The organism is Micromonospora sp. H33 (assembly GCF_052068455.1).
Lineage (GTDB): Bacteria > Actinomycetota > Actinomycetes > Mycobacteriales > Micromonosporaceae > Micromonospora.
In genome coordinates this window covers 358,755-381,150 of the sequence record NZ_JBQHDE010000001.1, presented here as the reverse complement: position 1 = coordinate 381,150, position 22,396 = coordinate 358,755, and the positions used below count along the sequence as shown (strand labels likewise).

Genomic DNA, 22,396 nt, shown 5'->3' with positions numbered 1-22,396 from the left:
AGGGGCCTCGAACAGGGAAAGAGTGGCCATTCCACGGGGAATGGCCACTCTTTCCGTGAAAGTGCGCGCACCGGGGCGGGTGAGCGTGCGCGGTTCAGGGGTCAGACGATCGTCCAGGTGTCGCCACTGCCCAGGAGACCGGCGAGCTGCTGCTCCGGCGTCTCGGTGACCTTCGCCCGCGCGGCCTCGAGCTGGCCCTGCACGACGCTGTCGTACGACGGGCGCCCGACCGAGCGGAACACACCGATCGGGGTGTTCCGCAGGTCCAGGCCGGGCAGCCGGGACAGCGCGAACGCGTACGCCGGGTCGGCGACCGCCGCGTCGTGCACGACGATCTCCTCGGCCGGGGTGGCCGCCGTCTCGCGGACCTCCAGGCCGAAGCCGCCGGGCGGGTGGACGACGCAGAACTGCCCGTCCTTGCCGAACGTGATCGGCTGGCCGTGCTCCAGCCGGATCAGGTAGTCGTCCCGGGTGGCCGGCTCCTTGAGCTGGTCGAACGCGCCGTCGTTGAAGATGTTGCAGTTCTGGTAGATCTCCACGAACGCGGAGCCCTGGTGCTCGGCGGCCGCCCGCAGCACCGACTGGAGGTGCTTGCGGTCCGAGTCGATCGTGCGGGCGACGAAGGTCGCCTCGGCGCCGAGCGCCAGCGAGATCGGGTTGAACGGCGCGTCGGCCGAGCCGACCGGGGTCGACTTGGTGATCTTGCCGACCTCGGACGTCGGAGAATACTGCCCCTTCGTCAGGCCGTAGATCCGGTTGTTGAACAGCAGGATCTTGAGGTTGACGTTGCGGCGCAGGGCGTGGATCAGGTGGTTGCCGCCGATCGACAGCGCGTCGCCGTCGCCGGTCACCACCCAGACCGACAGGTCGGGACGCGTCGCGGACAGGCCGGTGGCGATCGCCGGGGCGCGGCCGTGGATCGAGTGCATCCCATACGTGTTCATGTAGTACGGGAAGCGCGACGAGCAGCCGATCCCGGAGATGAAGACGATCCGCTCCCGGGGGATGTTCAGCTCCGGCATGAAGCCCTGAACGGCCGCGAGGATCGCGTAGTCACCGCAGCCGGGGCACCAGCGCACCTCCTGGTCGGACTTGAAGTCCTTCGCGGTGAGCTTGAGGGCGACGGGCTCAGACATTCTTCAGGACCTCTTCCAGCGTCGTCTCCAGCTCGTTGGCCGTGAACGGCAGGCCGCGCACCTGGTTGTAGCCGATCGCGTCGACCAGGTACTTGGCGCGGATCACGTGCGCGAGCTGGCCGAGATTCATCTCGGGGATGACCACCCGGTCGTAGGAGCGCAGCACCTCACCGAGGTTCGCCGGCATCGGGGCGAGGTGACGCAGGTGCGCCTGGGCGATGGAGTGACCCCGCTGGCGCAGGCCCCGGCAGGCCGCGCCGATCGGGCCGTACGTCGAGCCCCAGCCGAGCACCAGCACCCGGGCGTCGCCGTCCGGGTCCTCGACCTCGAGGTCCGGCACCGGGATGGTCTCGATCCGGGCGGCCCGGGTGCGCACCATGAAGTCGTGGTTCGCCGGGTCGTACGAGATGTCGCCGGTCTTGTCGGCCTTCTCCAGACCACCAATCCGGTGCTCCAGGCCCGGGGTGCCCGGAATGGCCCACGGGCGGGCCAGGGTCTCCGGGTCCCGCAGGTACGGCAGGAAGGTGCTGCCGTCCTCGCCGTTGGCCTGCGTCGCGAACTCCACCCGCAGGTCCGGCAGGGACTCGACGTCGGGCAGCAGCCACGGCTCGGAGCCGTTGGCGACGTAGTTGTCCGACAGCAGGATCACCGGGGTGCGGTAGGTCAGCGCGATCCGCGCCGCCTCCAGGGCGGCGTGGAAGCAGTCCGCGGGGGACTTCGGCGCGATCACCGCGATCGGGGCCTCGCCGTGCCGGCCGTAGAGCGCCATGTTGAGGTCGGCCTGCTCGGTCTTGGTCGGCATGCCGGTCGACGGCCCGGCCCGCTGCACGTCGACGATGACCAGCGGCAGCTCGAGCGCCACGGCGAGGGAGATGGTCTCGCTCTTCAGCGCCACGCCGGGGCCGCTGGTGGTGGTGACGCCGAGCGCCCCGCCGTACGACGCACCCAGCGCCGCACCGATCGCGGCGATCTCGTCCTCGGCCTGCATGGTGAGAACGCCGAAACGCTTGTGCTTGCTCAGCTCGTGCAGGATGTCCGACGCCGGCGTGATCGGGTACGCCCCGAGGAACACCGGCAGCCCGGAGCGGACGCCGGCGGCCACCAGCCCGAGCGACAGGGCCATGTTGCCGGTGATGTTCCGGTAGGTGCCGGGCTGCATCTTCGCCGGCTTGACCTCGTACCGGACCGCGAAATCCTCGGTGGTCTCGCCGAAGTTCCAGCCGGCCTTGAACGCGGCGACGTTGGCCGCGACCAGCTCCGGCCGGGCCGCGAACTTGCGCTCCAGGAACCGCAGCGTCGACTCGTACGGTCGCGAGTACATCCAGCTCAGCAGGCCGAGGGCGAACATGTTCTTGGCGCGCTCGGCGTCCTTCTTGGACACCTCGTGCTCGGCGAGCGCGCCGACGGTCATCGAGGTCAGCGCCACCGGGTGGACCACGTACCCGGCGAGCGAGTCGTCCTCGAGCGGGTTCGTCTGGTAGCCGACCTTGGTCAGGTTGCGCTTGGTGAACTCGTCGGTGTTGACGATGATGTCGGCACCGCGCGGCAGGTCGGCCAGGTTGGCCTTGAGCGCCGCCGGATTCATCGCGACCAGCACGTTCGGCGAGTCGCCCGGGGTCAGGATGTCGTAGTCGGCGAAGTGCACCTGGAAGCTCGACACGCCCGGGAGGGTGCCGGCGGGGGCGCGGATCTCCGCCGGGAAGTTGGGCAACGTGGAGATGTCGTTGCCGAGCTGGGCCGTTTCCGAGGTGAACCGGTCGCCGGTCAGCTGCATGCCGTCGCCGGAGTCCCCGGCGAACCGGATGACCACCCGGTCCAGTTGACGGATCTGCTTGGTCACGCCCGCACCTCGCCTCGGTCGGCGCGGTCACCCGGGCCGCCAAACCTGATCATGACCTCGACCTGCCCGGCCACGTGACCTCCTCGGCGCACCGCCGTACCCCACCGTCGTGGTTGTCCGGCCGCTGTCGTTTCTCACTTGAGAGCCTACGTCGGAACACCTCGTCAACCTCTCGAGAGGTCCGCCGTCTGGGACCGGGAAAGGCGGGCTTTCGACCGGAATAGTGGCGTTTTGCCCCGCACGCCGTAATCCAGATCACCGCACGGCGGGGGCTGGGCGCCAGCGGTTGGCGAGGTGACGGCCCTGCCCCGACTCTTGAAAAGTTTCGGCCGCTCCGGACGCCACTTCCTTCGAGATGTCCCGGGTGTCCGGTATGCGGTCCGCCGTCCCCGTGGTCGGGGCCACTCCGGTCGTGGAATGGCCGGGTGGGACGGGCCGTTGTACATGCGGTAACCGCAGGGCGTCCCCAGAGGCGCCCGGCCGGGATCCCCGAGCCGCCCCTTTCTGCGGGGTGGTGGTGAGCCGGAATGGCCGTGGGCCCGGATCGGTTACATCCCCGGACCCCCGAGCAGCACCCCGCCGGGCTGGTCCTGCGAACACCTTTTGTATGCGTGCGGCGCCTTCCCCCCTTTTGCGTGCCGGCGCGTTTTCCCCCGAGCGAAAGGCTTCGACCAATCATGCGTACCGACATTCTGCGTAAGACCGTTCTGACCGCTGCTGGTGCCGCGTTCGTCGGCGGTGCCCTCGCCGGCCCGGCGACCGCGTTCGCCGCCCCGGCGGACAAGCCGGGCGCCCAGGCCGACCGTAAGGGCCACGGCGAGAAGAAGCGGGAACTGGGCGTGCGCTACCAGGCGCAGCCGAACTTCTACTACTGCGGCCCCGCCGCCGCCCGCAACGCCCTGTCCGTGCAGGGCAAGGACATCGACGTCGACTCGATGGCCGAGCGGATGGGCACCACCGAGGCCGGCACCGACTCCATCAACGACATCACCCCGGTGCTGAACAAGGAGACCGGCCGGGACGTCTACCGCAGCGTCGAGATCACCGACGCCAAGGCCGACGCCAAGCAGACCGACAAGCTGCGCGAGGACGTCGTGCGCACCGTCGACGATGGCCGCGCGCTGGTGGCGAACATCGCCGGCACCGCCACCGACACCGACGGCGGGGTGCACTCCTTCGAGGGCGGTCACTACATCTCCGTCACCGGCTACCGCGACGGCGGCGAGCAGGTGAAGATCGCCGACAGCGCCGACCCCAACCAGGCCGAGTACTGGATGACCACCGAGGCGCTCGCCGACTGGATCGCCACCCGCGGCTACAGCACCTCCTGACACACCGACACAGCCGAAAGGGCCGGCCCCACCCAGGGGCCGGCCCTTTCGTCGTCCCCGAAGGGCTACTCCGGCGGGGCGGGCGGCGTCGGACCGGTGACCGGCTCGGTCATCCGGCGTCGCAGCGAGGTGGTCGCGAGGGCGAGGGCCAGCACCACAAGCAGGGTGGAGGCCGTGATCAGGATGACGGCGGTGCGCTGCACCGAACTCCCGCCGGCGTTGTCGTGCGGTGCGCCGGCGGCCAGGACACCCTGGGAGCCGGCCGGCTCGGGCAGCGACGCCACCGGCGTCGCCAGGGCCGCGGCGGCGACGATCCGGAAACTCATCTGGACCTTCCGGGCCTTGCCGCTGCGCGGGTCGAGCTCACCGACGACCGCGCCGGCGAGCGGCGCGTCCCGCTGGGCCTCCGGCGTGGCCGTCACCGGCAGCCGGAGGTCGGCCCTGCGGCCGGCGCGGACGGTGCCGACCGCGCACCGCGTACGGGTGGGATCGACGGCGACGCAGCCCGGCGGTGGTGTCGGTACGGTCACCCCCGCCGGGAGGACCACCTCGACACGGCCGTTGGCGTCCACCGAGCCGGTGTTGCCCAGCCGTACCTGGAGCCCGCTCGCCGCGCCGCTGTTGTCGAAGGCGACCTCGCCCGCCTCCAGCTTGATGCCGGCGGCCGGCGGGCCGGGCGGGAAGAGGACGGCGAAGCCCTGGTTGTCGCTCACCGGAGCGGCACCCGGCGCGGTCGCGGTGGCCCGCACCGAACCGCTCAGCGGCATCCGCCGCCAGGCGTCGCCACTCACCCGCAGCCGCAGTTCGGTGCTGAACCGGGAGCCCGGAGCGCTGGTCCACTGGCCGCACCGGTGCCCGCCGCCGCCCGTGGCGGCGCATCCCTTCGTGCCGGCGTCGGTGATCCCGGCCGGCAGGGTGTACGCGAGGCGGATCCGCTCGGCGACCCCGCCGGTGTTGGTGATGGTCACCCGGAGGGTGGTCACGGTGGACCGGGCGTTCCAGTAGGCGGAGGTGAGCACCACGTCGCCGGTGCTGACGGTCACGCCGAGCGGGGCGGTCCCGGCCGGGGCGGTGGGCTTGACCGGCGGGGGCGGGGGTGGCGGAGCGGCGGTCGTCGGCGCGGCCGCGGTGGGCGCGGTGGTGACCGGGGCGGGATCCGGGGGCCGGGTGGTGGTCGGCGCGGGACCGCCGGTCGGGGCGGTGGACGTCGGCTCCGCCGTGGTGGGCGGCGGGCTGGTCGGTGCCGGCTCGGTCGAGGTCGGTTCGCCGGTCGGCGTCTCCCCGCCCGGCTCGATCGCACCTCCTCCGGGCTCGGTCGGCTCGGTGGTCGCGACGGCGACGCGGTCGACGACCGGGGCGGCGGTGGCCAACCCCGGCATCGCGGCGACGGTCAGCGCGACCGCCAACGAGGCGGCCAGCCGGCTCGCCGTACGCGGGTTGCGCGTACGGCGTCCGGCCGGTTGGTCCACGCGGGCCATCAGTCCTCCGTGACGTTGAGTCAAGAGTCAATATTCGGTAGTCGTTGCCTGGAGGCACTAGTCCCGCGGGGGAAACAAATCCGTAACGTGTTCGGTGCGGGCTCCGGGGTCGGACCGGTAGGCTGACCCACCGTGACCGGTTACCTGGGCTCGTACGCGACGCTCGGGCTGCTGCTCCTCGCCAGCCTCCTCTTTTTTGTTACTGCGTTCTCAGCCAATCGGGTGTTACGTCCCGCCCGTCCGGCTGAGCCGGCGGGCAAGCGGGCCACCTACGAGTGCGGGCTGGATCCGGTCGGCGCCGACTGGGCGCAGGTGCAGATCCGTTACTACGTGTACGCGTACCTCTATGTGTTGTTCGCCGTGGAGGCCGTGTTCCTCTTCCCCTGGGCGGTCGTGTTCGACCGGCCCGGCTTCGGCCTGGTCACCGTCGTCGAGATGGCGGTGTTCGTGGCGGTGCTGGCGCTGGGCATCCTCTACGCCTGGCGGAAGAACATCCTGCGCTGGACCTGACGGCGACCCAGCCACGCCGCGGCGAGCGCGGGGGTGTGGTGGAGGGTGACGGTCAGGCCAGCCCGCGCCGCGTCAGCGTCGGCGGGCGGTCACCCCGGATCGAGGCCACCATGTCGAGTACGCGGCGGGTCGGCCGGACCTGGTGCGCGCGGAACACCCGGGCGCCGAGCCAGGCCGAGATCGCGGTGGCGGCCAGGGTGCCCTCCAGCCGCTCGGCGACCGGCAGATCCAGCGTCTCGCCGACGAAGTCCTTGTTCGACAGGGCGACCAGGAGCGGCCAGCCCGTCCCGGCCAGCTCGTCCAGCCGGCGGGTGATCTCCAGCGAGTGACGGGTGTTCTTGCCGAAGTCGTGCGCGGGGTCGATGAGGATGCCGTCCCGCCGTACGCCCAGCCCGACCGCACGCTCGGCGAGCCCGGTCACCGTCGCGACCACGTCGGCCACCACGTCGTCGAAGGCGGCCCGGTGCGGCCGGGTTCGGGGCGTCAGCCCGCCCGCGTGCGAGCAGACCAGTCCCGCGCCGGTCTCGGCCGCCACCCGGGCCAGCGCCGGGTCGGCGCCTGACCACGTGTCGTTCAGCAGGTCCGCGCCCGCGGCGACCGCCTCCACCGCCACGTCGGCGCGCCAGGTGTCGATCGAGATGACCACGTCGGGGAAGGCGGCCCGCACGGCGGCGATGGTGTCGACGGTGCGGCGGATCTCCTCCGTCACGTCCACCTCGGCCCCCGGACCGGCCTTGACCCCGCCGATGTCGATGATCTCGGCGCCGTCGGTGACCGCGCGCTCCACCGCGCGCAAGGCGCTGTCCTGGGCGAAGGTCGCCCCCCGGTCGAAGAACGAGTCCGGCGTGCGGTTGACGATCGCCATGACCACCAGCTCGCCGGGGCCGAACGTCCGCCCGCCGAGCCGAAGCACGCCCGCCATCCCGCCTCCCGAGGATCTCCGCCGCCGGCCGTCCGGCCGTCCACGACGCTAGCCGGTCCCCGGGCGGCCGGACCGACCGGTCGCCCGTCCCGGCAGGTGACGGGTCGCTGGGGTGGTGGGGTCGCCCCGGCCCGTTCGACATGCCACGATCTGTGCATGGGTCAGGTTCTGCTCCTGCTGGTCGTGGCGCTGACCGTCGCGGCGGTCGTGTTCGGGGTGACGGTGCTGGTCACCGGTCGGGATCCGGGCCTCGCGCCGGCCGAGCCGGACGGGAAGGCGGTCCCCCTGCCCGGCACCCGCCCCCTGCGTGAGTCCGACGTCGGGGAGGTCCGGTTCGACACGGCCCTGCGCGGGTACCGGATGGCCCAGGTCGACCAGGCGATGCGCCGGGCGGCGTACGACATCGGCTACAAGTCGGAGCTGATCGGCGTGCTGGAGGCGGAGGTCGCGGCGTTGCGCGAGGGGCGCACCGCCGACGCCGACGCGCTGCGCAGCGCCCGCGAGAAGGCGGCCGGTCCGCAGCCGGCGGCGCCCGATGCCACGGCGCCTCCGTCCGCCGGCGCGGACGACGGCACGCCGACCGTGAGCTCGGCCGACACCCCGTCCCCGGCGGCCGACCGGTCCGGCATCCCGGCCGGCACCGCCGACCGCACGACCAGGCCTGCCGACGCGACGGACCGCACCGGTGCTCCGGCCGGCGCGGCCGGTGCCAACGGCGCCACCTCCACCGACCGTGCCGCCGGGTCCGAGCCGGACGCCGCCGGGTCCGAGCCGGACGCCGACGCGGCCGGGACGGGCCAGGTCGGCGAGCACGGCCCGGTGGTGCGCTCGGAGTCGGCGTGACGGCGGCGGACGGCGCGGACAACCTTCGCGAGGCGGCGCAGCCCGGCGCGGCCGAGGTCACCGCCACCGTGATCGTCAAGGCACCCGCGGAACGGGTCTTCGCGGCCCTGACCGCCTGGGAACGGCAGTCGGACTGGATCCCCTTCACCCGGGTACGGGTGGTCGAGGGGGACGGCGGCGAGGGCAGCCTGGTCGAGGCGGTCACCGCGGTCGGGCCGGCCGCGGTGCGCGACGAGATGCGGGTCGTCCGGGTGGACGCGCCGTACGAGGTCGGCGTGGTGCACTGCGGGAAGCTGCTCCGCGGCCCCGGCGTGCTGCGTTGCACGCCGCTGGCCGGGGACCGGACGCAGGTCGTCTGGCACGAGTGGTTCCACCTGCCCGGCGGGGCCGCCGGACGGGTCGTCTGGCCGCTGCTGTGGCCCGGGTCGAAGGTCGGGCTCACCCAGGCACTCAAGCGCTTCGGCCGGATGGTGGAGCAGGGCCGCCTCCCCTGACCGGCGGGGCCGGGATCCGCTCGGCGGAAGGGCTGCGCCGGCCTCGACGGCGGGTTGCGGTCAGGAGGTCACGGCGGGGGCGGGCGCGGTCACCTCGGCCGGCGCCGCCGGCTCCGGCTGCCAGCCCGGGGTACGGAACAGGTGCCCGGCCCGCTGCCGCCAGTTCGTCGCCGCGCGCACGTCCCGGGCGATCGCGGCGTACTCGTGGAAGGCCACCCGGACCGGGTTGTAGGTGGCGATGTTCTTGGTCAGGCCGTAGAGGCAGCGCTCCCGCTCGGGCGCGAACGTGCCGAAGAGCCGGTCCCAGACGATCAGGATGCCGCCGAAGTTGCGGTCCAGGTAGCCGCCCTGGGACGCGTGATGGACCCGGTGGTGCGACGGGGTGTTGAAGACGAACTCGTACCAGCGGGGCAGCCGGTCGATCCGCTCGGTGTGGATCCAGAACTGGTAGAGCAGGTTGACCGAACCGCAGAAGGCCAGCACGGCCGGGTGGACGCCGGCGAGGATCAGCGGGATGTAGAAGATCCAGCTGGTGAGGCCGGTCCAGGGCTGGCGCAGCGCGGTGGAGAGGTTGAACCGCTGCGACGAGTGGTGCACCACGTGCGAGGCCCACAGGATGCGGATGACGTGGTGGCCGCGGTGCGACCAGTAGTAGCAGAAGTCCTGTGCCAGCAGGATCAGCGGCCACGTCCACCACACCTCAGTGATCCGTAGCGGGGTGAGCGTGTAGAGCAGCGCGTACGCGGCTGCGATCGGGACCTTCCAGAGCAGGTCGGTGAAGACGCTGCCCAGCCCCATGGCGAGGCTGGTCGCCGTGTCGGCGGCGCCGTAGCCCACCTCGTCGTCGTCGCGGTGGATCAGGTACGAGATCCGCTCCAGCACGATGAGCAGCAGGAAGGCCGGGATCGACCAGGTGATGACGTCCGGGAAATCCTTCATCTCGGCGGCCTCCCGTACCGTTCCTGTGCCGACCGCCACAGCTACCGCATGGTAACGAGCACCATAGGCAGCGGCGGGCCTCCAGGCAATGGGTGTGTCGGTGGGCTGGCCTAGCGTTGACGCGTGACTGACCTGGTGATCGGCGCCGACGGGCTGCCGCGCTGCGCCTGGGGGGCGAGCACTCCCGACTATGCCGCCTACCACGACACCGAGTGGGGCCGGCCGCTGCGCGGCGACGACGCGCTCTACGAGCGGATGACGCTGGAGGGGTTCCAGTCCGGCCTGTCCTGGCTCACCATCCTGCGGAAGCGGCCGGCGTTCCGGCAGGCGTTCGACGGGTTCCGGATCGAGTCGGTGGCCGCCTTCGCCGAGGCGGACGTCGCCCGCCTGCTCGCCGACGTGGGCATCGTCCGCAACCGTGCCAAGATCGAGGCGGCGATCGCGAACGCGCGCGCAGCGCTGGACCTGCCGGACGGGCTCTCCGCGCTGCTCTGGTCCTTCGCCCCGCCGCCCCGGCCGGCACGCCCGACCTCGTTCGCCGAGGTTCCGGCGCTGACCGCCGAGTCCACCGCGATGGCCAAGGCGCTCAAGAAGCGGGGCTTCCGCTTCGTCGGCCCGACCACGGCGTACGCGCTGATGCAGGCCACCGGCATGGTCGACGACCACCTCGCCGGCTGCCACGTGTCGGCTCCGGAGGCGACGTGATGGGATGGGGAGCATGACGACCGACACCGCGTACCGGACAGACCGGACGACCCGCGCCGACGGCACGGACACCTGGGCCGTACTGCTGCCGACCGGTCGGTACGAGGCCGAGCGGCTCGTCCACCACGACACGCTGGAGTTGACCGGCCTCTCCGACGGGCCCCGGCCGCGCCCCGGCGACCGGGTCGCGGTGCTCGTCGACGAGCCACCGCGGCTGGTCGCGCTGGGCCGGGTCACCGACGCCGGCGACCGCCGCCCGGAGGTGCCGGAGGACGCCCTGTCCGACCGGGTCGAGCCGCGGCTCGTGGTCGCGTACACCCGGCGGGCCTTCGACGAGCCGGTGCTCGCCGACGCGCTGGCGCTGGACGGGCCGGTCACCGCGCTGGACCCGGCGGCGTTCCGGGAGCTGGCCGACCGGCTCGGCCCGCCCCCGCCGCGGCGGACCTGGCTGGTCAGCCTGGATCTGCCGATCGAGGCCGCGTCGCCGGCGGAGGCGGTCCGGCTGTTCTGGTCGTACGTGCAGGAGCTGGGCCCCCGCGAGCTGCCCGCGTTCGTCTCGCCGTCCGGCGACGAGCTGGCGATGCAGGCGTTCGTCCTCGGCGAGGAGGCCAACCAGGATCCGGAGGAGGACGACTGACCGCGCCCGGGCCGGTCCGGCCGGACCGGCCCCGGGCCCTGCGTCAGTGGCCCTCGAACACCGGCTTCTGCTTGTTGACGAACGCCATGGTGGCCGAGCGGTGGTCGTCGGTCGCACCGCAGATCGACTGCGCCTGCGCCTCGGCGGCGAGGGCGTCGGCGAGGGTGCCCGCGTCGGCGATGGAGAGCTGCCGCTTGATGGCCCCGTACGCGACGGTCGGGCCGGCGGCGAGCCGGGCGGCCAGCTCCTGGGCGGCCGGCAGCACCTCCTCGTCGTCGGCGACCAGCCGGTTGAGCAGGCCCAGCTGGCAGGCCGCCTCGGCGCGCACCGGCTCGGCGAGCATCAGCAGCTCGACGGCCTTGGCGTGGCCGACCAGCCGGGGCAGCGTCCAGGAGGCGCCGGTGTCGGCGGCGAGCCCCACCTTGGCGAACGCCATCAGGAAGCTGGTCGAGGGCCCGCCGATGCGGATGTCGGCGAGGAAGGCCAGCGACGCGCCCGCGCCGGCGGCCATGCCCCGCACGGCGGCGACGACCGGCTTGGGCAGGTTCGCCAGCCGGGCGGCGATCGGGTTGTAGTGCGCCCGGACGGTGTCGAGCGGCTTGCCGTCGGTCGACTCCAGGGTCTTCACGTGCTCGCGCAGGTCCTGCCCGGCGGAGAACGACCCGCCCGCCCCGGCCAGCACCACCGCCCGGCAGGTCCGGTCCGTCTCCAGCTCGGCCAGGGTGTCCCGCAGGGCCTCCTTGAGCGCCACGTCGAGCGCGTTCATGGCCGTCGGCCGGTTCAGCGTCAGGGTGACGACGGCGTCGGTGCGGTCGACGAGCAGCGGCTCGGTCACGGTGTCAACGACCCTTCTGTCGCGCGATGCGGTTGCCGGAGTCGAGGCAGTGCTCGACGTACCGGTCGGCGGCCGGCCGCAGCCGGGCCGCGTGCCGGTCGAAGAAGCTGGCCGCGGCGGTGCCGGGCCAGCGCTCCGGAAGCAGCGCCGGCGGCAGCTGCGGGTCCCGGAACAGGAACGTACGCCACGCGTGCACGAGCCGGAACCGGGCCGCGTACGCCTCCTCGTCCGGACTGCGGACGGTGACCCCGGACAGCAGCGGGCGCTGCTCGGCGACGAACTGCTCGTACGCCCGGCCGATCTCGGCCAGGTCCCACGCCCGGCGGACGACGCCCATGGCGCCCGGCGTGCCAGCGGAGTGCGCGGCGGTGAACCGCTCGTAGCGCACCCCCGCCTCCTCCAGCAGCAGGTCCACGTCCTCACCGGGACGGGTCGCCACCCAGGTGCACTCGTCGAGGGTGCCGTAGCCGAGGAAGCTCAGGTTGGCGGCGAGGCGCTGCCGCTCCCGCCGGGAGGTCGGCGCCTCCAGGACGAGCAGGTCGAATCGCCCGTCCCAGGTGATTCGGCCGGTGCGGTAGATTCGCGCCGCCGCCTCGTCCAGCCGACGGGCGGCTTTCGGTGTGATGGCGTAGCCCGGCCCGGACGTCATCCGGAGCGGCTCGAGCCAGCCCTGGCGCACCATGCGCGAGACCGCCGTCCGCACCGCGGGCGGCGCGATGCCGAGCGGCGCCAGCAGCTTGACCAGGGCGGCGACCGGCGCCCGACCGCCCCGGGGCCGGAGGTAGTCACCGTACAGGTCGAAGAGTGCCGACCGTGCCTGCATGACCGCACATTGTGACAGGCCTTCTCAAGATAAGCTAGATGCTGTTACATCAATGCTGCCTCGGTTTGGGTCCGGCGGTGTTCATCAGGGAAAATCGTTGGTCGACACCCCCGCACAGGTTGCGGGAGGTCGTGGCGAAGTGGCTGTGGGGCAACCCACCGACCCTGGTTCAGGTCTGAGGGGAGACAACATGGCGGCGATGAAGCCGCGGACGGGCGACGGTCCGCTGGAAGTCACCAAGGAGGGCCGGGGCATCGTCATGCGGGTCCCGCTGGAGGGCGGTGGCCGGCTCGTCGTCGAGATGACTCCCGACGAGGCCAACGCGCTCGGTGACGCGCTGAAGGCAGCCGCCGGCTGACCGTGGAGGGTCCGCGCGCCCGCGCGGATGATTCCGTCCACCCCTGAGCCACCGGCCCCGCCGGTGGCTCAGGGTCTTCATCTCCGCGGAGTGCCGCTCCGCACGCTCTTCGGGAGGTACGGCGCCGCGTGCTCGCCATCCGTCTGCTCGCCCAACCCGACCGGCTCGACGTCCTGGCCCTGCCCGTCCGACCGGTCACCGGGGCGGAGTCGCCGGCGGAGCCGGTGCCCGTAGCCGCGGCCCTGCCCGACGGCGTGGCCGACGAGGCGGTCGCGCTCGCACCGGCGGCCCGGCTGGCCGGCACCCCCGGCGAGGTCTGGACGCAGGTCCGGCCCGGAGGCGTCCCGGGCCGACTGCTGCTGCTCGGTGTCGGGGCGGGCGACGAGACCGCCTGGCGGAAGGCCGGCGCCGCCCTCGCCCGCACGGCGAAGGACGAGAGCCACGTCACGCTCGCGCTGCCGGCCGACGCACCGGCGGCGGCGGTCCGCGGGCTCGTCGAGGGGCTGCTGCTGGCGTCGTACCGGTTCCGTCTCGGAGCCGACGAGAAAGCGCCCGCGCTGGCCGCGGTCGACGTGCTGGTGGCCGACCCGGCCGCGTACGCCGACGCGGTCGACGTGGCCCGCACCACCGCCGCCATGACCCGGCTCGCCCGCGACCTGGTCAACATGCCGTCGTCGGTGAAGAACCCGGAGTGGTTCGCCGGGCAGGTGGCCGACGCGACCGCCGAGCTGCCCGACCTGCACCTGCGGGTCCGGGCACCACACGACCTGGCCGCCGAGGGCTTCGGCGGGATCCTCGCCGTGGGCTCCGGCTCGGCCAGCGGTCCCCGCCTGGTCGAGCTGGACTGGCGCCCGGCCGACGCGCGGACCCACGTGGTGCTGGTCGGCAAGGGCATCACCTTCGACACCGGCGGCATCTCGATCAAGCCGGTGCCGGCCATGAAGCTCATGCGCAAGGACATGGCCGGCGCGGCGGCGGTGGTCGCGGCGACGCTGGGCGCGGCCGCCCTGCGGCTCCCGGTGCGGGTCACCACGCTCGCCCCGCTGGCCGAGAACATGGTCAGCGGCAGCGCGTTCCGGCCCGGCGACATCGTCCGCCACTACGGCGGTGTGACCAGTGAGACCACCAACTCCGACGCCGAGGGGCGGCTGGTCCTCGCCGACGCGCTCGCGTACGCGGTCCGCGAGCTGCGCCCCGACGTGCTGATCGACCTGGCCACGCTGACCGGGGCGAACGCGGTGGCGCTGGGCAAGCGGACCGGGGCCCTCTACAGCGAGAACGACCGGCTCGCCGGGGACGTGCTGGCGGCGGTCGAGGCGGCCGGCGAGGCAGCGTGGCGGATGCCGCTGCCCGCCGACTACGTCGAGTACCTGGGCAGCGACCTCGCCGACCTGTACAGCGCGCCGACCCAGGGCGCCGGGTCGGTGGTGGCGGCCCTGTACCTGCGCGAGTTCACCGGTGAGCTGCGCGACCGGTGGGTGCACGTCGACATGTCGGCGCCGTCCTGGTCCGACGGCGACGACGCCGAGCTGACGCGCGGCGCGACCGGCTGGGGCGTACGGTCGCTGCTGCGCTGGCTGGCCACGCTGGCCTGAGCCGCCCGGCGGCGGCCGTCCGGGCCCCGGCCAACACGGCCCGCGCGACCGCCGTGCGGCCCGATCAGCAGCGGACGGCGGCCAGCAGACCGTGACCGACCGGCAGCAGGGCCGGGATCCAGTGCTCCGACTCGCGGATCGCCTTGACCGTCTCCCGGATGGTCACCGTCTCCACGTCCCGGGCCGCCGGGTCGCCGATCCGGCCGCCGGCCAGCGTGCCGTTGAGCGCGAGCACCCCGCCCGGGCGCAGCAGCCGCTGGGCGGCGTCCACGCACGCGGCGAAGCCCGTCGACTCGGCGTCGACGAAGACCAGGTCGTACGCCCCGTCGGCGAGGCGGGGGAGCACGTCCAGCGCCCGACCGGTGATGATCCGCGTCCGGCCGGCGGGGAAACCCGCCTCGACGAAGATTCGCCGGGCGATGCGCTGATGCTCCACCTCGACGTCGATGGTGGTGAGCACGCCGTCGGGGCGCATCCCGCGCAATAGCCAGAGGCCGCTGACCCCGGTTCCGGTGCCGATCTCCACGACCGCGCGCGCGTTCCCGGCGGCGGCCAGCAGCCGCAGCGCCGCGCCCGCGCCGGGCGTCACCGCGTCGAGGCCGACCTCGCGGGCGAGACTGCGGGCCGTGCGGAGCACGAGATCCTCGGTCACGTACGACTCGGCGAACTGCAGGGACTGGGTCGTCGAGGGGCCGGAACCGGCGACCGTGGCGATGGGACACCTCCGGGCGGCACATGTGGTACGGGGCGAGTGGGCACTGTGAGCCTAGATGTGAGCTGGAGCGGGCGCAGCCGCGCATCCCGGCATCGACGATCACGCCCGGCAACCGCTGACTCCACCGGCGGCATCCGTGCAATCCTGGAAGCGGCGTCCGTCCGATCGGACCGGGCGGCCCGAGGGCCGCGCGGACGGGGCCGGGGACGAGTGGGAGGAAACGACGTGACCGACGGCTGGGACTGGCGCCAGCCCGGGACGAGCCCTGGACAGGCGGGCCCGCCACCGCCCGCGCACCCTCCGGCGGTGTCGCCGCCGGGCGGCCCCGGTGGCACGGCCTCCCCTTGGTGGTCCGACGCGCTCGCCGACCCGTGGCGTGACCCGGCCGCCCCCGCAGCCGTGGTGGTGCCCGCCGCACCGGCCTTCGCCGCGGAGCCGGAGCCGGTGGCCGACCCGGACGCCCCCGGTCGGCCCGCGCTGCGGCACCTGCTGCTCATCCCGCTGATCACCGCCCTGCTCGCGGGAGCGCTGGGCGGTGCCCTCGGGTACGCGTTCGCCGTCCGCGGCGGCGGTGGCGCCGGCCCCGTGCTCGGTGCCGGCCCGGCGCATCCGCCGGAGCTGGCGCAGCGTAAGCCGGAGTCCCTGGCCGGGGTGGCGGAGCGGGTGCTGCCGAGCGTGGTGACGGTCCGCGTGGCCAGCCTCGGCGGGACGAGCGAGGGCTCCGGGTTCATCGCCACGGCCGACGGCCACGTGATCACCAACGACCACGTGGTGTCGGGTGCGACCGGCCGGGCCTCGGTCGTCTTCAACGACGGCAGTTCGGCCCCGGCCACCGTCGTCGGGCAGGACCCGGAATCCGACATCGCGGTCATCAAGGTCGCGAAGAGCGGCCTGCGCCCGGTGGAGTTCGGCGACTCCGACGCGCTGGCCGTGGGCGACCCGGTGCTCGCCATCGGCTCGCCGCTCTCGCTGGCCAACACCGTCACCGCCGGCATCATCAGCGCGCTCGACCGCACCATGCAGGCGGGTGAGCCGGGCGGGCCGACCCGCTACTACGCGGCGATCCAGACCGACGCCGCGGTCAACCACGGCAACTCCGGCGGCCCCCTGGTCGACGGTGCCGGTCGGGTGATCGGGGTCAACTCCACGATCAAGTCGCTCGTCGGTGAGGGGCAGGAGGCCGGCAACATCGGGCTCGCCTTCGCGATTCCGATCAACCAGGCCAAACGGATCACCCAGGACATCATCGGCACCGGGAAGGCCCGGCGTACGGTGATCGGCGCCCAGGTCGGTGGCCCCGGGCTGGGAGCCGGCGCCGGCGTACGGCTGAACTCGGTGGAGCCGTCGGGCCCCGCGGCGGGCGCCGGGCTGAAGGCCGGCGACGTGATCCTCAAGCTGAACGGGCGCCCGATGACCGAGCCCATCGACCTGATCGCCCTGGTCCGCAAGTTCGCCCCCGGGTCCGTGGTGACCGTCGAGTACCGGCGGGGCTCGTCCCGGCAGAACACCTCGGTGACGCTCGCCGCAGATGCGAAGTGACGCCCTCACCCCCTCCCCGGGTGGCGTACGACGTGCGTAGGCTTGCGGTGACGCCGAGAGGAGGCCCGCGCAGTGTTCGACAACCTGAACTGGTGGGAGATCGGTGCGCTGCTGCTCCTGGCGCTGCTGATCTTCGGTGACCGGCTGCCCGCCGTCATCAACGACGGCCTCCGGATGGTGCGCAACCTACGCCGGATGGCGACCAACGCCACCAGCGACCTGAGCCGCGAGCTGGGCACCGACATCCAGCTGGAGGATCTGCACCCCAAGGCGTTCATCCGCAAGCACCTGCTCAGCGAGGAGGACGAGGCGGCCATCCGGAAGCCGTTGCAGGGCGTCTACGACAACCTGCGCGCCGACGTCACCGGCGTGCACGACGAGCTGAAGGACGTTGCCGCCGCCGCGGACGTGCGGCCGAAGGGTGCCCGCCCGGCCACCGCCACCGGCGGCGCCCCCACCGCCCCGGCCCCGCGCGTCAGCTACGACGACGCCACCTGAGCACCCGGCGGCGGCCGTCCCGCCGCCACTTCTGGCCGCACATACAGCGAAAGAGTGGCCTTCCAGAGCCGGAAGGCCACTCTTTCCGTGAATCTGCGCGGATCCGGGCGCCGGGCGGCGCGGGCGCCGGGCGGGCGCAGGCGCGCGGGCGCAGGCGGGGCGGCGTGGTGTCAGCGGCCGGCGGGCTTGAGGCCCAGCGGCTTGCCGAGCAGGGACTCACGCCGGACGGCGAGCCGGTCGGCGACCTGGCCCAGCGCCTTCGCGGCCGGCGACTCCGGCTCGGCCAGCACGATCGGCGTGCCGTCGTCGCCGGCCTCGCGGACCCGGGTGTCGAGCGGGATCTGACCCAGCAGCGGCACCTGCGCGCCGATCGTCCGGGTCAGGGAGTCGGCGACCGTCTGGCCGCCGCCGGCCCCGAAGACCTCCATCCGGGAGCCGTCCGGCAGCTCCAGCCACGACATGTTCTCGATGACGCCGACCACCCGCTGGTGGGTCTGCAGCGCGATCGCGCCGGCCCGCTCCGCCACCTCGGCGGCGGCGGCCTGCGGGGTGGTGACCAGCAGGATCTCGGAGTTGGGCAGCAGCTGGGCCAGGGAGATGGCCACGTCGCCGGTGCCCGGCGGCAGGTCGAGCAGGAGCACGTCCAGGTCGCCCCAGTACACGTCGGCGAGGAACTGCTGCAGCGCCCGGTGCAGCATCGGGCCGCGCCAGACGACGGCGGCGTTGCCGGCGGTGAACATGCCGATCGAGATGACCTTCACGCCGTGCGACTGCGGCGGCATGATCATGTCCTCGACGCGGGTGGGCCGGCCGTCTGCGCCGAGCATCCGGGGCACCGAGTGGCCGTAGATGTCGGCGTCGACCACACCGACGGAGAGCCCGCGGGCGGCCAGCGCCGCCGCCAGGTTGACCGTCACGCTGGACTTGCCGACGCCGCCCTTGCCGCTGGCGACCGCGTACACCCGGGTGCGGGACCCGGGCTGGGCGAACGGGATCACCGGCTCCTCGGTGGCGGCACCGCCGCGCAGCTTCGCCTGGAGCTCCTGCCGCTGCTCGGGGTTCATCACCCCGAACTCGATCTCCACGCCCGTCACGCCGGGCACTGCGGCGACGGCGGCGGTGATGTCGTTCCGCAGCTTGTCCTTCAGCGGGCAACCGGCCACGGTGAGCAGCAGCTCGACCCGTACGACGCCGTCGTCGCCGACCGTGGCGGAGCGGACCATGCCCAGCTCCGTGATGGGCCGGCGGATCTCCGGGTCGTTGACGGTGGCCAGCGCGGCCTGGATCGCGTCGGAGACGGTGCTGACGGGTGCTGACATGCCCGCAATGCTACGTCGGCGGTGATCCGTCACCGCCGCTGGCGGGGGCCGGTGTGAGCGATTCGATGCAGGCCCTGTCTCGACGTCACAGCCCGTCCGCACCGTACCGGAACGTCGCCTGGGCCTCGCCGCGGCTCACGGCGGGACTTCGAGACACGGCCTGGACGGGATCCGGCGGAAATGCGACGATCCGAGGCGAACGCCGCTCGCCTAGCCCCTTGAGGCAAGCGGCGTTCAACTCGTCCCAGGCTCGGGGCGGCCCTCGTGGGCGTAGTCGGTGTCCCGGTCGTCCCAGGGCTCGTCCAGCCCGTCCCCGCCGCTCGGCCGCTCCCGCCCGCGGCGCTCCAGCCGCCGGCGGCGCTCGGCGGCGTCGTCCAACTCCTCGGCGAGCCGGGCCAGCTCGGAGCGGAGGAAGTCCCGCGTCGCCACCTCGCCCATCGCGTTGCGCAGCGCGGCGATCTCCCGGGCCAGGTACTCGGTGTCCGCCTTCTGCATCGTCGCCCGGCGCCGGTCCTCCTCCAACGCCAGCCGGTCCCGGTCCGCCAGCCGGTTCTGGGCCAGCAGGATCAGCGGCGCCGCGTAGCTGGCCTGCAACGACAGCATCAGGGTCAGGAACGTGAACGTGTACGGGTCGAACCGCAGGTGCGCCGGAGCGAGCGTGTTCCAGGCGAACCACGCCAGGATGAACACCGTCATGTAGACGATGAAGTTCGCCGTACCCATGCCCCGGGCGATCCCCTCCGACCAGCGGCCGAAGGCCTCCGGGTCGAAGCGCGGCAGGGACAGCCGCCGGGGCTCGCGGGGCTGGTCCAGCCGCTGCGGCCGTCGCTGCTCAACCATCCGTGCCGTCCCGTGCCTGGTCGTCGGCGGCGGCCGGGCCGGACGGGACGCCGTCCCGCTCCCGCCAGTCCGGGGGCAGCAGGTGGTCCAGCACGTCGTCGACCGTGACCGCGCCCACCAGCCGGTTGTTCCGGTCGATCACCGGCATGGCGACCAGGTCGTACGTGGCCATCCGACGGGTGATCTCGGGCAGCGGGGTGGTCGGGCGCAGCGGGTCGATGTCGTTGACCACCACGCCGCCGAGCATGTCGGCGGGGGGTTCGCGGAGCAGCCGCTGGAAGTGGACCATGCCGAGGTAGCGGCCGGTCGGCGTGGTCATCGGCGCCCGGGCCACGAAGACCTGGGCGGCCACGGCGGGGGAGAGCTGCGGCTCGCGGACCCGGGCCAGCGCCTCGGCGACCGTGGCGTCCGGCGGCAGGATCACCGGCTCCGACGTCATCACGCTGCCCGCCGTGCCCGGCGTGTACTTGAGCAGCTGGCGCACCGGGTCGGCCTCGTCCGGCTCCATCAGGTCGAGCAGCACGTCCTGCTCCGGCGGCGGCAGCTCGCCCAGCAGGTCGGCGGCGTCGTCCGGGTCCATCTGCTCCAGCACGTCCGCGGCGCGTTCCCGGTCCAGCGCGGCCAGGATCTCCACCTGGTCGTGCTCCGGCAGCTCGCTCAGCACGTCGGCGAGCCGCTCGTCGTCCAGCGCCGCAGCGACCTCGTTGCGCCGCGCGTCCGGCAGGTCCTGGAGGGCGTTGGCCAGGTCGGCCGGGCGCATGTCCTCGAGGACCGCGAGCAGGTTGGCGGTGCCCCGGGTGTCGGCGATCCCGCTCAGCCCGCGGACCCGGTCCCACTCGACCTGGTGCAGGTGGCCCCGGCGGGTGAGCCGGCCGGTCTGCTCGCGTACGGCGACCCGGGTGAGCGTCCACTCGCCGCGGGTCGACTCCATCGCCACGTCCACCACGGTGCCTGCCTGGCCGCCCGGGTCGATCTGCACCCGCCGGTCCAGCAGCTCCTGGAGCACGAGCAGCTCGTTGGGGCGCTTCTCGAAGCGGCGCAGGTTGAGCGTGCCGGAGCCCAGCACCACCGCGTCGGCGTCGATCGAGGTGATCCGGTTGATGGAGAGGAAGATCCGCCGGCGCATCGGCATCTCGGCGACCAGGCCGACCACCTCCGGCGGGCGCTTCGTGGCCCGCAGCCGGGCCACCGCGTCGCGTACGCGGCCGACCTGGTCGCCGTTGGGGTCGTAGACGGCGACCCCGGCGAGACGGGCGATGTAGACCCGGGTCGGCGTGCTCACGCGCACCAGCCTAGGGCCTGGGCCGACGTCCCGGCGCGAGCCGGGGTGAGGCCGGGGCGGCGATCGGGCGGGGCGGGGACGGGTCCGGTCACCGGGGTCGGGTCCGGACCGGCTTTCGACGCCGCCGGTCGTGGTCCCGGCCCGGCACGCCCGGGCTGCGACGTCGAGACCGGCCCCGAGCGCCTAGTGTCTATCACCATGTCGACCCTGGCCTACGAGATCGTGGACGTGTTCACGGACCGCCCCTTCGCCGGCAACCCGCTGGCGGTGGTGTTCAATGCCGACGGGCTGGCCACCGAGCAGATGCAGGCGCTCGCGCTCGAGTTCAACCTCTCCGAGACCGTGTTCGTGCTCCCGCCCACCCAGGCCGGCGCCGCCTACCGGGCGCGGATCTTCACGCCCGTCGACGAGCTGCCGTTCGCCGGGCATCCGAGCGTCGGCGCGGCGGTCACCGCGAGCCGGCGCGGGCTGTTCGGCGCCGGCCAGGTGATGCAGGAGTGCGGTGCCGGCGTGCTGCCGATCGAGGTGACCGCGACGGGTGCGACGTTGACCGGTGGCACGCCCACCCTCGGCCCCGAGCTGGACCCGGACCCGCTGCTGGAGATGGCGGGGCTCACCGCCGACGACCATGCCGGCCCGGCGCCCCGGGTGGCCGGTTGCGGCCTCGAGTTCCCGTACCTTCCGGTGCGTCCGGACGCGGTGGCCCGAGCCCGCGTCAACGCGGCGGCGGCACAGCGGTACGGGGTGGAGCACGTCAGCGTCTTCTCCTGGGACGCCGACTCGCAAACCGCCCACGCCCGGGTGTTCGTTCCCGGGCTCGGTGTACCGGAGGACCCGGCGACCGGCTCCGCCGCCCTCGGGCTGGGGGTGTGGCTGGTGGCGAGCGGCCTGCTGCCCGGGGAGGGCCGGTCGAGCTACGCCGTACGCCAGGGGGTCGAGATCAACCGCCCGTCGTCGCTGGCCTGCACGGTGACCGCGGCCGGCGGCACGGCGGTCGGCGCCACCGTCTCCGGCCAGGTGATGCCGGTGGCTCGCGGCGAGATCCTGGTCCCACCCTTCGTCGGCTGAGGTGCAAGGAGGGGCCCCTTCTCAACGCCTCCGGTGAGGAAGAGTCCCCTGTTGACGCCCCGCTGACCGCGCGGGCCGGGGACGGGTACGGGAGGATGCGGGAGTGACGGACGCAGAGCGGACCACCACGCCCCTCGTCGAGGAGGCGATGAAGAAGGCCGCCGTGGCCTGGGTCGCCGTGCCCGGCGGCCCGGCGCTCGCCCTCTGGTGCGTCCCCCTGGAGGGGGCGCTCTTCGTGGTGACCGGGCCGGGCGAGCAGGCCGCACCGGGGCTCGCCGACGCGACCCGGGCGCAGGTCACCCTGCGGGGCGACCACGGGGGCCGGATCGTCACCTGGCCGGCCGAGGTGTCCCGGGTGGCACCGGACAGCGAGCACTGGGAGAGCGTCGCGCCGCTCGTCGCCGCCAAGCGGCTGAACGCGCCCGGCGCGGCCGCCGATCTGACGGCGCGCTGGGCGGCCGACGGCTGCGCCCTCAATCGCCTCGCCCCCGCCGGGGAACCGCTGGCGGGTGCCGCGCTGCCCGCCGACTCGTTGGCCGAGCCGCCCCGGGACGCGCCGGTCGTCCGGGCCACCCGCAAGCCGTTCCGCCTGCACCGCGTCCGCCGCCGCTGAGGGCCCGCCGCACGGTTGCGCCGGCATCTGCGCGCCGAGGCGTTAACAGGGGGCCCTTGCTCTACCGCAGGCGTTA

Annotated in this window: 23 protein-coding genes; 12 read left to right on the top strand and 11 right to left on the bottom strand. The window is 73.5% G+C overall.

Features of this window, described 5'->3' with window-relative positions:
- Positions 1-101: 101 nt before the first annotated feature.
- Positions 102-1,136, bottom strand: coding sequence for a 2-oxoacid:ferredoxin oxidoreductase subunit beta (locus ACTMS0_RS01805; protein WP_441153303.1), 1,035 nt, complete (start codon positions 1,134-1,136; stop codon positions 102-104).
- Positions 1,129-2,976, bottom strand: coding sequence for a 2-oxoacid:acceptor oxidoreductase subunit alpha (locus ACTMS0_RS01800; RefSeq protein WP_441153302.1), 1,848 nt, complete (start codon positions 2,974-2,976; stop codon positions 1,129-1,131). Before ACTMS0_RS01800 ends, ACTMS0_RS01805 begins: the two co-directional genes overlap by 8 nt.
- 677 nt (positions 2,977-3,653) lie before the next feature.
- On the opposite strand from ACTMS0_RS01800, the gene ACTMS0_RS01795 reads away from it, so the two are divergent.
- Complete coding sequence (locus tag ACTMS0_RS01795) at positions 3,654-4,307, top strand: C39 family peptidase (RefSeq protein WP_441153301.1); 654 nt, start codon at positions 3,654-3,656, stop codon at positions 4,305-4,307.
- A gap of 65 nt (positions 4,308-4,372) precedes the next feature.
- Here the strand turns inward: ACTMS0_RS01795 and ACTMS0_RS01790 are convergent, their stop codons facing one another.
- The gene (locus tag ACTMS0_RS01790) at positions 4,373-5,785 is read right to left on the bottom strand and encodes a hypothetical protein (protein WP_441153300.1); all 1,413 of its coding nucleotides are present in this window, start codon (positions 5,783-5,785) and stop codon (positions 4,373-4,375) included.
- Between the two features lie 132 nt (positions 5,786-5,917).
- Here ACTMS0_RS01790 and ndhC point away from each other — a divergent pair, with 132 nt between their 5' ends.
- Complete coding sequence (ndhC, locus tag ACTMS0_RS01785; RefSeq protein ID WP_366602550.1) at positions 5,918-6,295, top strand: NADH-quinone oxidoreductase subunit A; 378 nt, start codon at positions 5,918-5,920, stop codon at positions 6,293-6,295.
- Positions 6,296-6,347: 52 nt separating this feature from the next.
- Here ndhC and folP read toward each other — a convergent pair whose 3' ends face one another.
- Complete coding sequence (gene folP, locus ACTMS0_RS01780; RefSeq protein WP_441153299.1) at positions 6,348-7,217, bottom strand: dihydropteroate synthase; 870 nt, start codon at positions 7,215-7,217, stop codon at positions 6,348-6,350.
- Between the two features lie 156 nt (positions 7,218-7,373).
- Between folP and ACTMS0_RS01775 the strand changes: the two genes are divergently transcribed.
- Positions 7,374-8,060 carry a DivIVA domain-containing protein gene (locus ACTMS0_RS01775; protein ID WP_441153298.1) on the top strand — a complete coding sequence of 229 codons (687 nt, stop codon included), beginning with the start codon at positions 7,374-7,376 and terminating at the stop codon, positions 8,058-8,060.
- The gene (locus ACTMS0_RS01770) at positions 8,057-8,554 is read left to right on the top strand and encodes an SRPBCC family protein (protein ID WP_441153297.1); all 498 of its coding nucleotides are present in this window, start codon (positions 8,057-8,059) and stop codon (positions 8,552-8,554) included. Before ACTMS0_RS01775 ends, ACTMS0_RS01770 begins: the two co-directional genes overlap by 4 nt.
- Before the next feature lie 60 nt (positions 8,555-8,614).
- Here the strand turns inward: ACTMS0_RS01770 and ACTMS0_RS01765 are convergent, their stop codons facing one another.
- Entirely contained in the window at positions 8,615-9,532 is a 918-nt protein-coding gene (locus ACTMS0_RS01765; RefSeq protein WP_441153296.1) for a sterol desaturase family protein, read from the bottom strand.
- A gap of 84 nt (positions 9,533-9,616) precedes the next feature.
- Between ACTMS0_RS01765 and ACTMS0_RS01760 the strand changes: the two genes are divergently transcribed.
- Positions 9,617-10,198 (top strand): DNA-3-methyladenine glycosylase I, encoded by a 582-nt coding sequence (locus tag ACTMS0_RS01760; protein WP_441153295.1) that lies wholly within the window; start codon positions 9,617-9,619, stop codon positions 10,196-10,198.
- Positions 10,199-10,211: 13 nt separating this feature from the next.
- Positions 10,212-10,835 carry a hypothetical protein gene (locus ACTMS0_RS01755; protein ID WP_441153294.1) on the top strand — a complete coding sequence of 208 codons (624 nt, stop codon included), beginning with the start codon at positions 10,212-10,214 and terminating at the stop codon, positions 10,833-10,835.
- Positions 10,836-10,878: 43 nt separating this feature from the next.
- On the opposite strand, the gene ACTMS0_RS01750 is transcribed toward ACTMS0_RS01755, so the two are convergent.
- Positions 10,879-11,670 carry an enoyl-CoA hydratase-related protein gene (locus ACTMS0_RS01750; protein ID WP_441153293.1) on the bottom strand — a complete coding sequence of 264 codons (792 nt, stop codon included), beginning with the start codon at positions 11,668-11,670 and terminating at the stop codon, positions 10,879-10,881.
- A 4-nt stretch (positions 11,671-11,674) separates the two neighbouring features.
- On the bottom strand, positions 11,675-12,493 hold the full coding sequence (locus ACTMS0_RS01745) for a PaaX family transcriptional regulator (RefSeq protein ID WP_441153292.1): 819 nt from the start codon (positions 12,491-12,493) through the stop codon (positions 11,675-11,677).
- Positions 12,494-12,683: 190 nt separating this feature from the next.
- Between ACTMS0_RS01745 and ACTMS0_RS01740 the strand changes: the two genes are divergently transcribed.
- Positions 12,684-12,851 carry a DUF3117 domain-containing protein gene (locus tag ACTMS0_RS01740; RefSeq protein ID WP_007455245.1) on the top strand — a complete coding sequence of 56 codons (168 nt, stop codon included), beginning with the start codon at positions 12,684-12,686 and terminating at the stop codon, positions 12,849-12,851.
- Positions 12,852-12,979: 128 nt separating this feature from the next.
- The gene (locus tag ACTMS0_RS01735; RefSeq protein WP_441153291.1) at positions 12,980-14,446 is read left to right on the top strand and encodes a leucyl aminopeptidase family protein; all 1,467 of its coding nucleotides are present in this window, start codon (positions 12,980-12,982) and stop codon (positions 14,444-14,446) included.
- Between the two features lie 64 nt (positions 14,447-14,510).
- On the opposite strand, the gene ACTMS0_RS01730 is transcribed toward ACTMS0_RS01735, so the two are convergent.
- Positions 14,511-15,098 (bottom strand): O-methyltransferase, encoded by a 588-nt coding sequence (locus ACTMS0_RS01730; protein WP_168003919.1) that lies wholly within the window; start codon positions 15,096-15,098, stop codon positions 14,511-14,513.
- A 288-nt stretch (positions 15,099-15,386) separates the two neighbouring features.
- Here ACTMS0_RS01730 and ACTMS0_RS01725 point away from each other — a divergent pair, with 288 nt between their 5' ends.
- Together ACTMS0_RS01725 and ACTMS0_RS01720 are read left to right on the top strand one after the other, a co-directional pair.
- Positions 15,387-16,700, top strand: coding sequence for a S1C family serine protease (locus ACTMS0_RS01725; protein WP_441153290.1), 1,314 nt, complete (start codon positions 15,387-15,389; stop codon positions 16,698-16,700).
- Between the two features lie 72 nt (positions 16,701-16,772).
- Entirely contained in the window at positions 16,773-17,198 is a 426-nt protein-coding gene (locus ACTMS0_RS01720) for a preprotein translocase subunit TatB (RefSeq protein WP_441153289.1), read from the top strand.
- Positions 17,199-17,368: 170 nt separating this feature from the next.
- Here ACTMS0_RS01720 and ACTMS0_RS01715 read toward each other — a convergent pair whose 3' ends face one another.
- The 3 genes from ACTMS0_RS01715 to ACTMS0_RS01705 form a co-directional block, all read right to left on the bottom strand.
- Positions 17,369-18,517 carry an Mrp/NBP35 family ATP-binding protein gene (locus ACTMS0_RS01715; protein ID WP_441153288.1) on the bottom strand — a complete coding sequence of 383 codons (1,149 nt, stop codon included), beginning with the start codon at positions 18,515-18,517 and terminating at the stop codon, positions 17,369-17,371.
- A 234-nt stretch (positions 18,518-18,751) separates the two neighbouring features.
- On the bottom strand, positions 18,752-19,357 hold the full coding sequence (locus ACTMS0_RS01710) for a DUF1003 domain-containing protein (RefSeq protein ID WP_441153287.1): 606 nt from the start codon (positions 19,355-19,357) through the stop codon (positions 18,752-18,754).
- Complete coding sequence (locus ACTMS0_RS01705) at positions 19,350-20,639, bottom strand: magnesium transporter MgtE N-terminal domain-containing protein (protein ID WP_441153286.1); 1,290 nt, start codon at positions 20,637-20,639, stop codon at positions 19,350-19,352. Before ACTMS0_RS01705 ends, ACTMS0_RS01710 begins: the two co-directional genes overlap by 8 nt.
- A gap of 198 nt (positions 20,640-20,837) precedes the next feature.
- On the opposite strand from ACTMS0_RS01705, the gene ACTMS0_RS01700 reads away from it, so the two are divergent.
- Both ACTMS0_RS01700 and ACTMS0_RS01695 read left to right on the top strand, forming a co-directional pair.
- Complete coding sequence (locus ACTMS0_RS01700) at positions 20,838-21,707, top strand: PhzF family phenazine biosynthesis protein (RefSeq protein WP_441153285.1); 870 nt, start codon at positions 20,838-20,840, stop codon at positions 21,705-21,707.
- Between the two features lie 103 nt (positions 21,708-21,810).
- Complete coding sequence (locus tag ACTMS0_RS01695; protein ID WP_441153284.1) at positions 21,811-22,320, top strand: hypothetical protein; 510 nt, start codon at positions 21,811-21,813, stop codon at positions 22,318-22,320.
- Positions 22,321-22,396 lie beyond the last annotated feature (76 nt).

Excerpts from the sequence above, each read along its gene's own strand:
- ACTMS0_RS01805 (WP_441153303.1), bottom strand. The coding sequence starts at position 1,136 with ATGTCTGAGCCCGTCGCCCTCAAGCTCACCGCGAAGGACTTCAAGTCC.
- ACTMS0_RS01795 (WP_441153301.1), top strand. The coding sequence starts at position 3,654 with ATGCGTACCGACATTCTGCGTAAGACCGTTCTGACCGCTGCTGGTGCC.
- ACTMS0_RS01790 (WP_441153300.1), bottom strand. The coding sequence starts at position 5,785 with ATGGCCCGCGTGGACCAACCGGCCGGACGCCGTACGCGCAACCCGCGT.
- folP (WP_441153299.1), bottom strand. The coding sequence starts at position 7,217 with ATGGCGGGCGTGCTTCGGCTCGGCGGGCGGACGTTCGGCCCCGGCGAG.
- ACTMS0_RS01775 (WP_441153298.1), top strand. The coding sequence starts at position 7,374 with ATGGGTCAGGTTCTGCTCCTGCTGGTCGTGGCGCTGACCGTCGCGGCG.
- ACTMS0_RS01755 (WP_441153294.1), top strand. The coding sequence starts at position 10,212 with ATGACGACCGACACCGCGTACCGGACAGACCGGACGACCCGCGCCGAC.
- ACTMS0_RS01745 (WP_441153292.1), bottom strand. The coding sequence starts at position 12,493 with ATGCAGGCACGGTCGGCACTCTTCGACCTGTACGGTGACTACCTCCGG.
- ACTMS0_RS01740 (WP_007455245.1), top strand. The coding sequence starts at position 12,684 with ATGGCGGCGATGAAGCCGCGGACGGGCGACGGTCCGCTGGAAGTCACC.
- ACTMS0_RS01715 (WP_441153288.1), bottom strand. The coding sequence starts at position 18,517 with ATGTCAGCACCCGTCAGCACCGTCTCCGACGCGATCCAGGCCGCGCTG.
- ACTMS0_RS01710 (WP_441153287.1), bottom strand. The coding sequence starts at position 19,357 with ATGGTTGAGCAGCGACGGCCGCAGCGGCTGGACCAGCCCCGCGAGCCC.
- ACTMS0_RS01700 (WP_441153285.1), top strand. The coding sequence starts at position 20,838 with ATGTCGACCCTGGCCTACGAGATCGTGGACGTGTTCACGGACCGCCCC.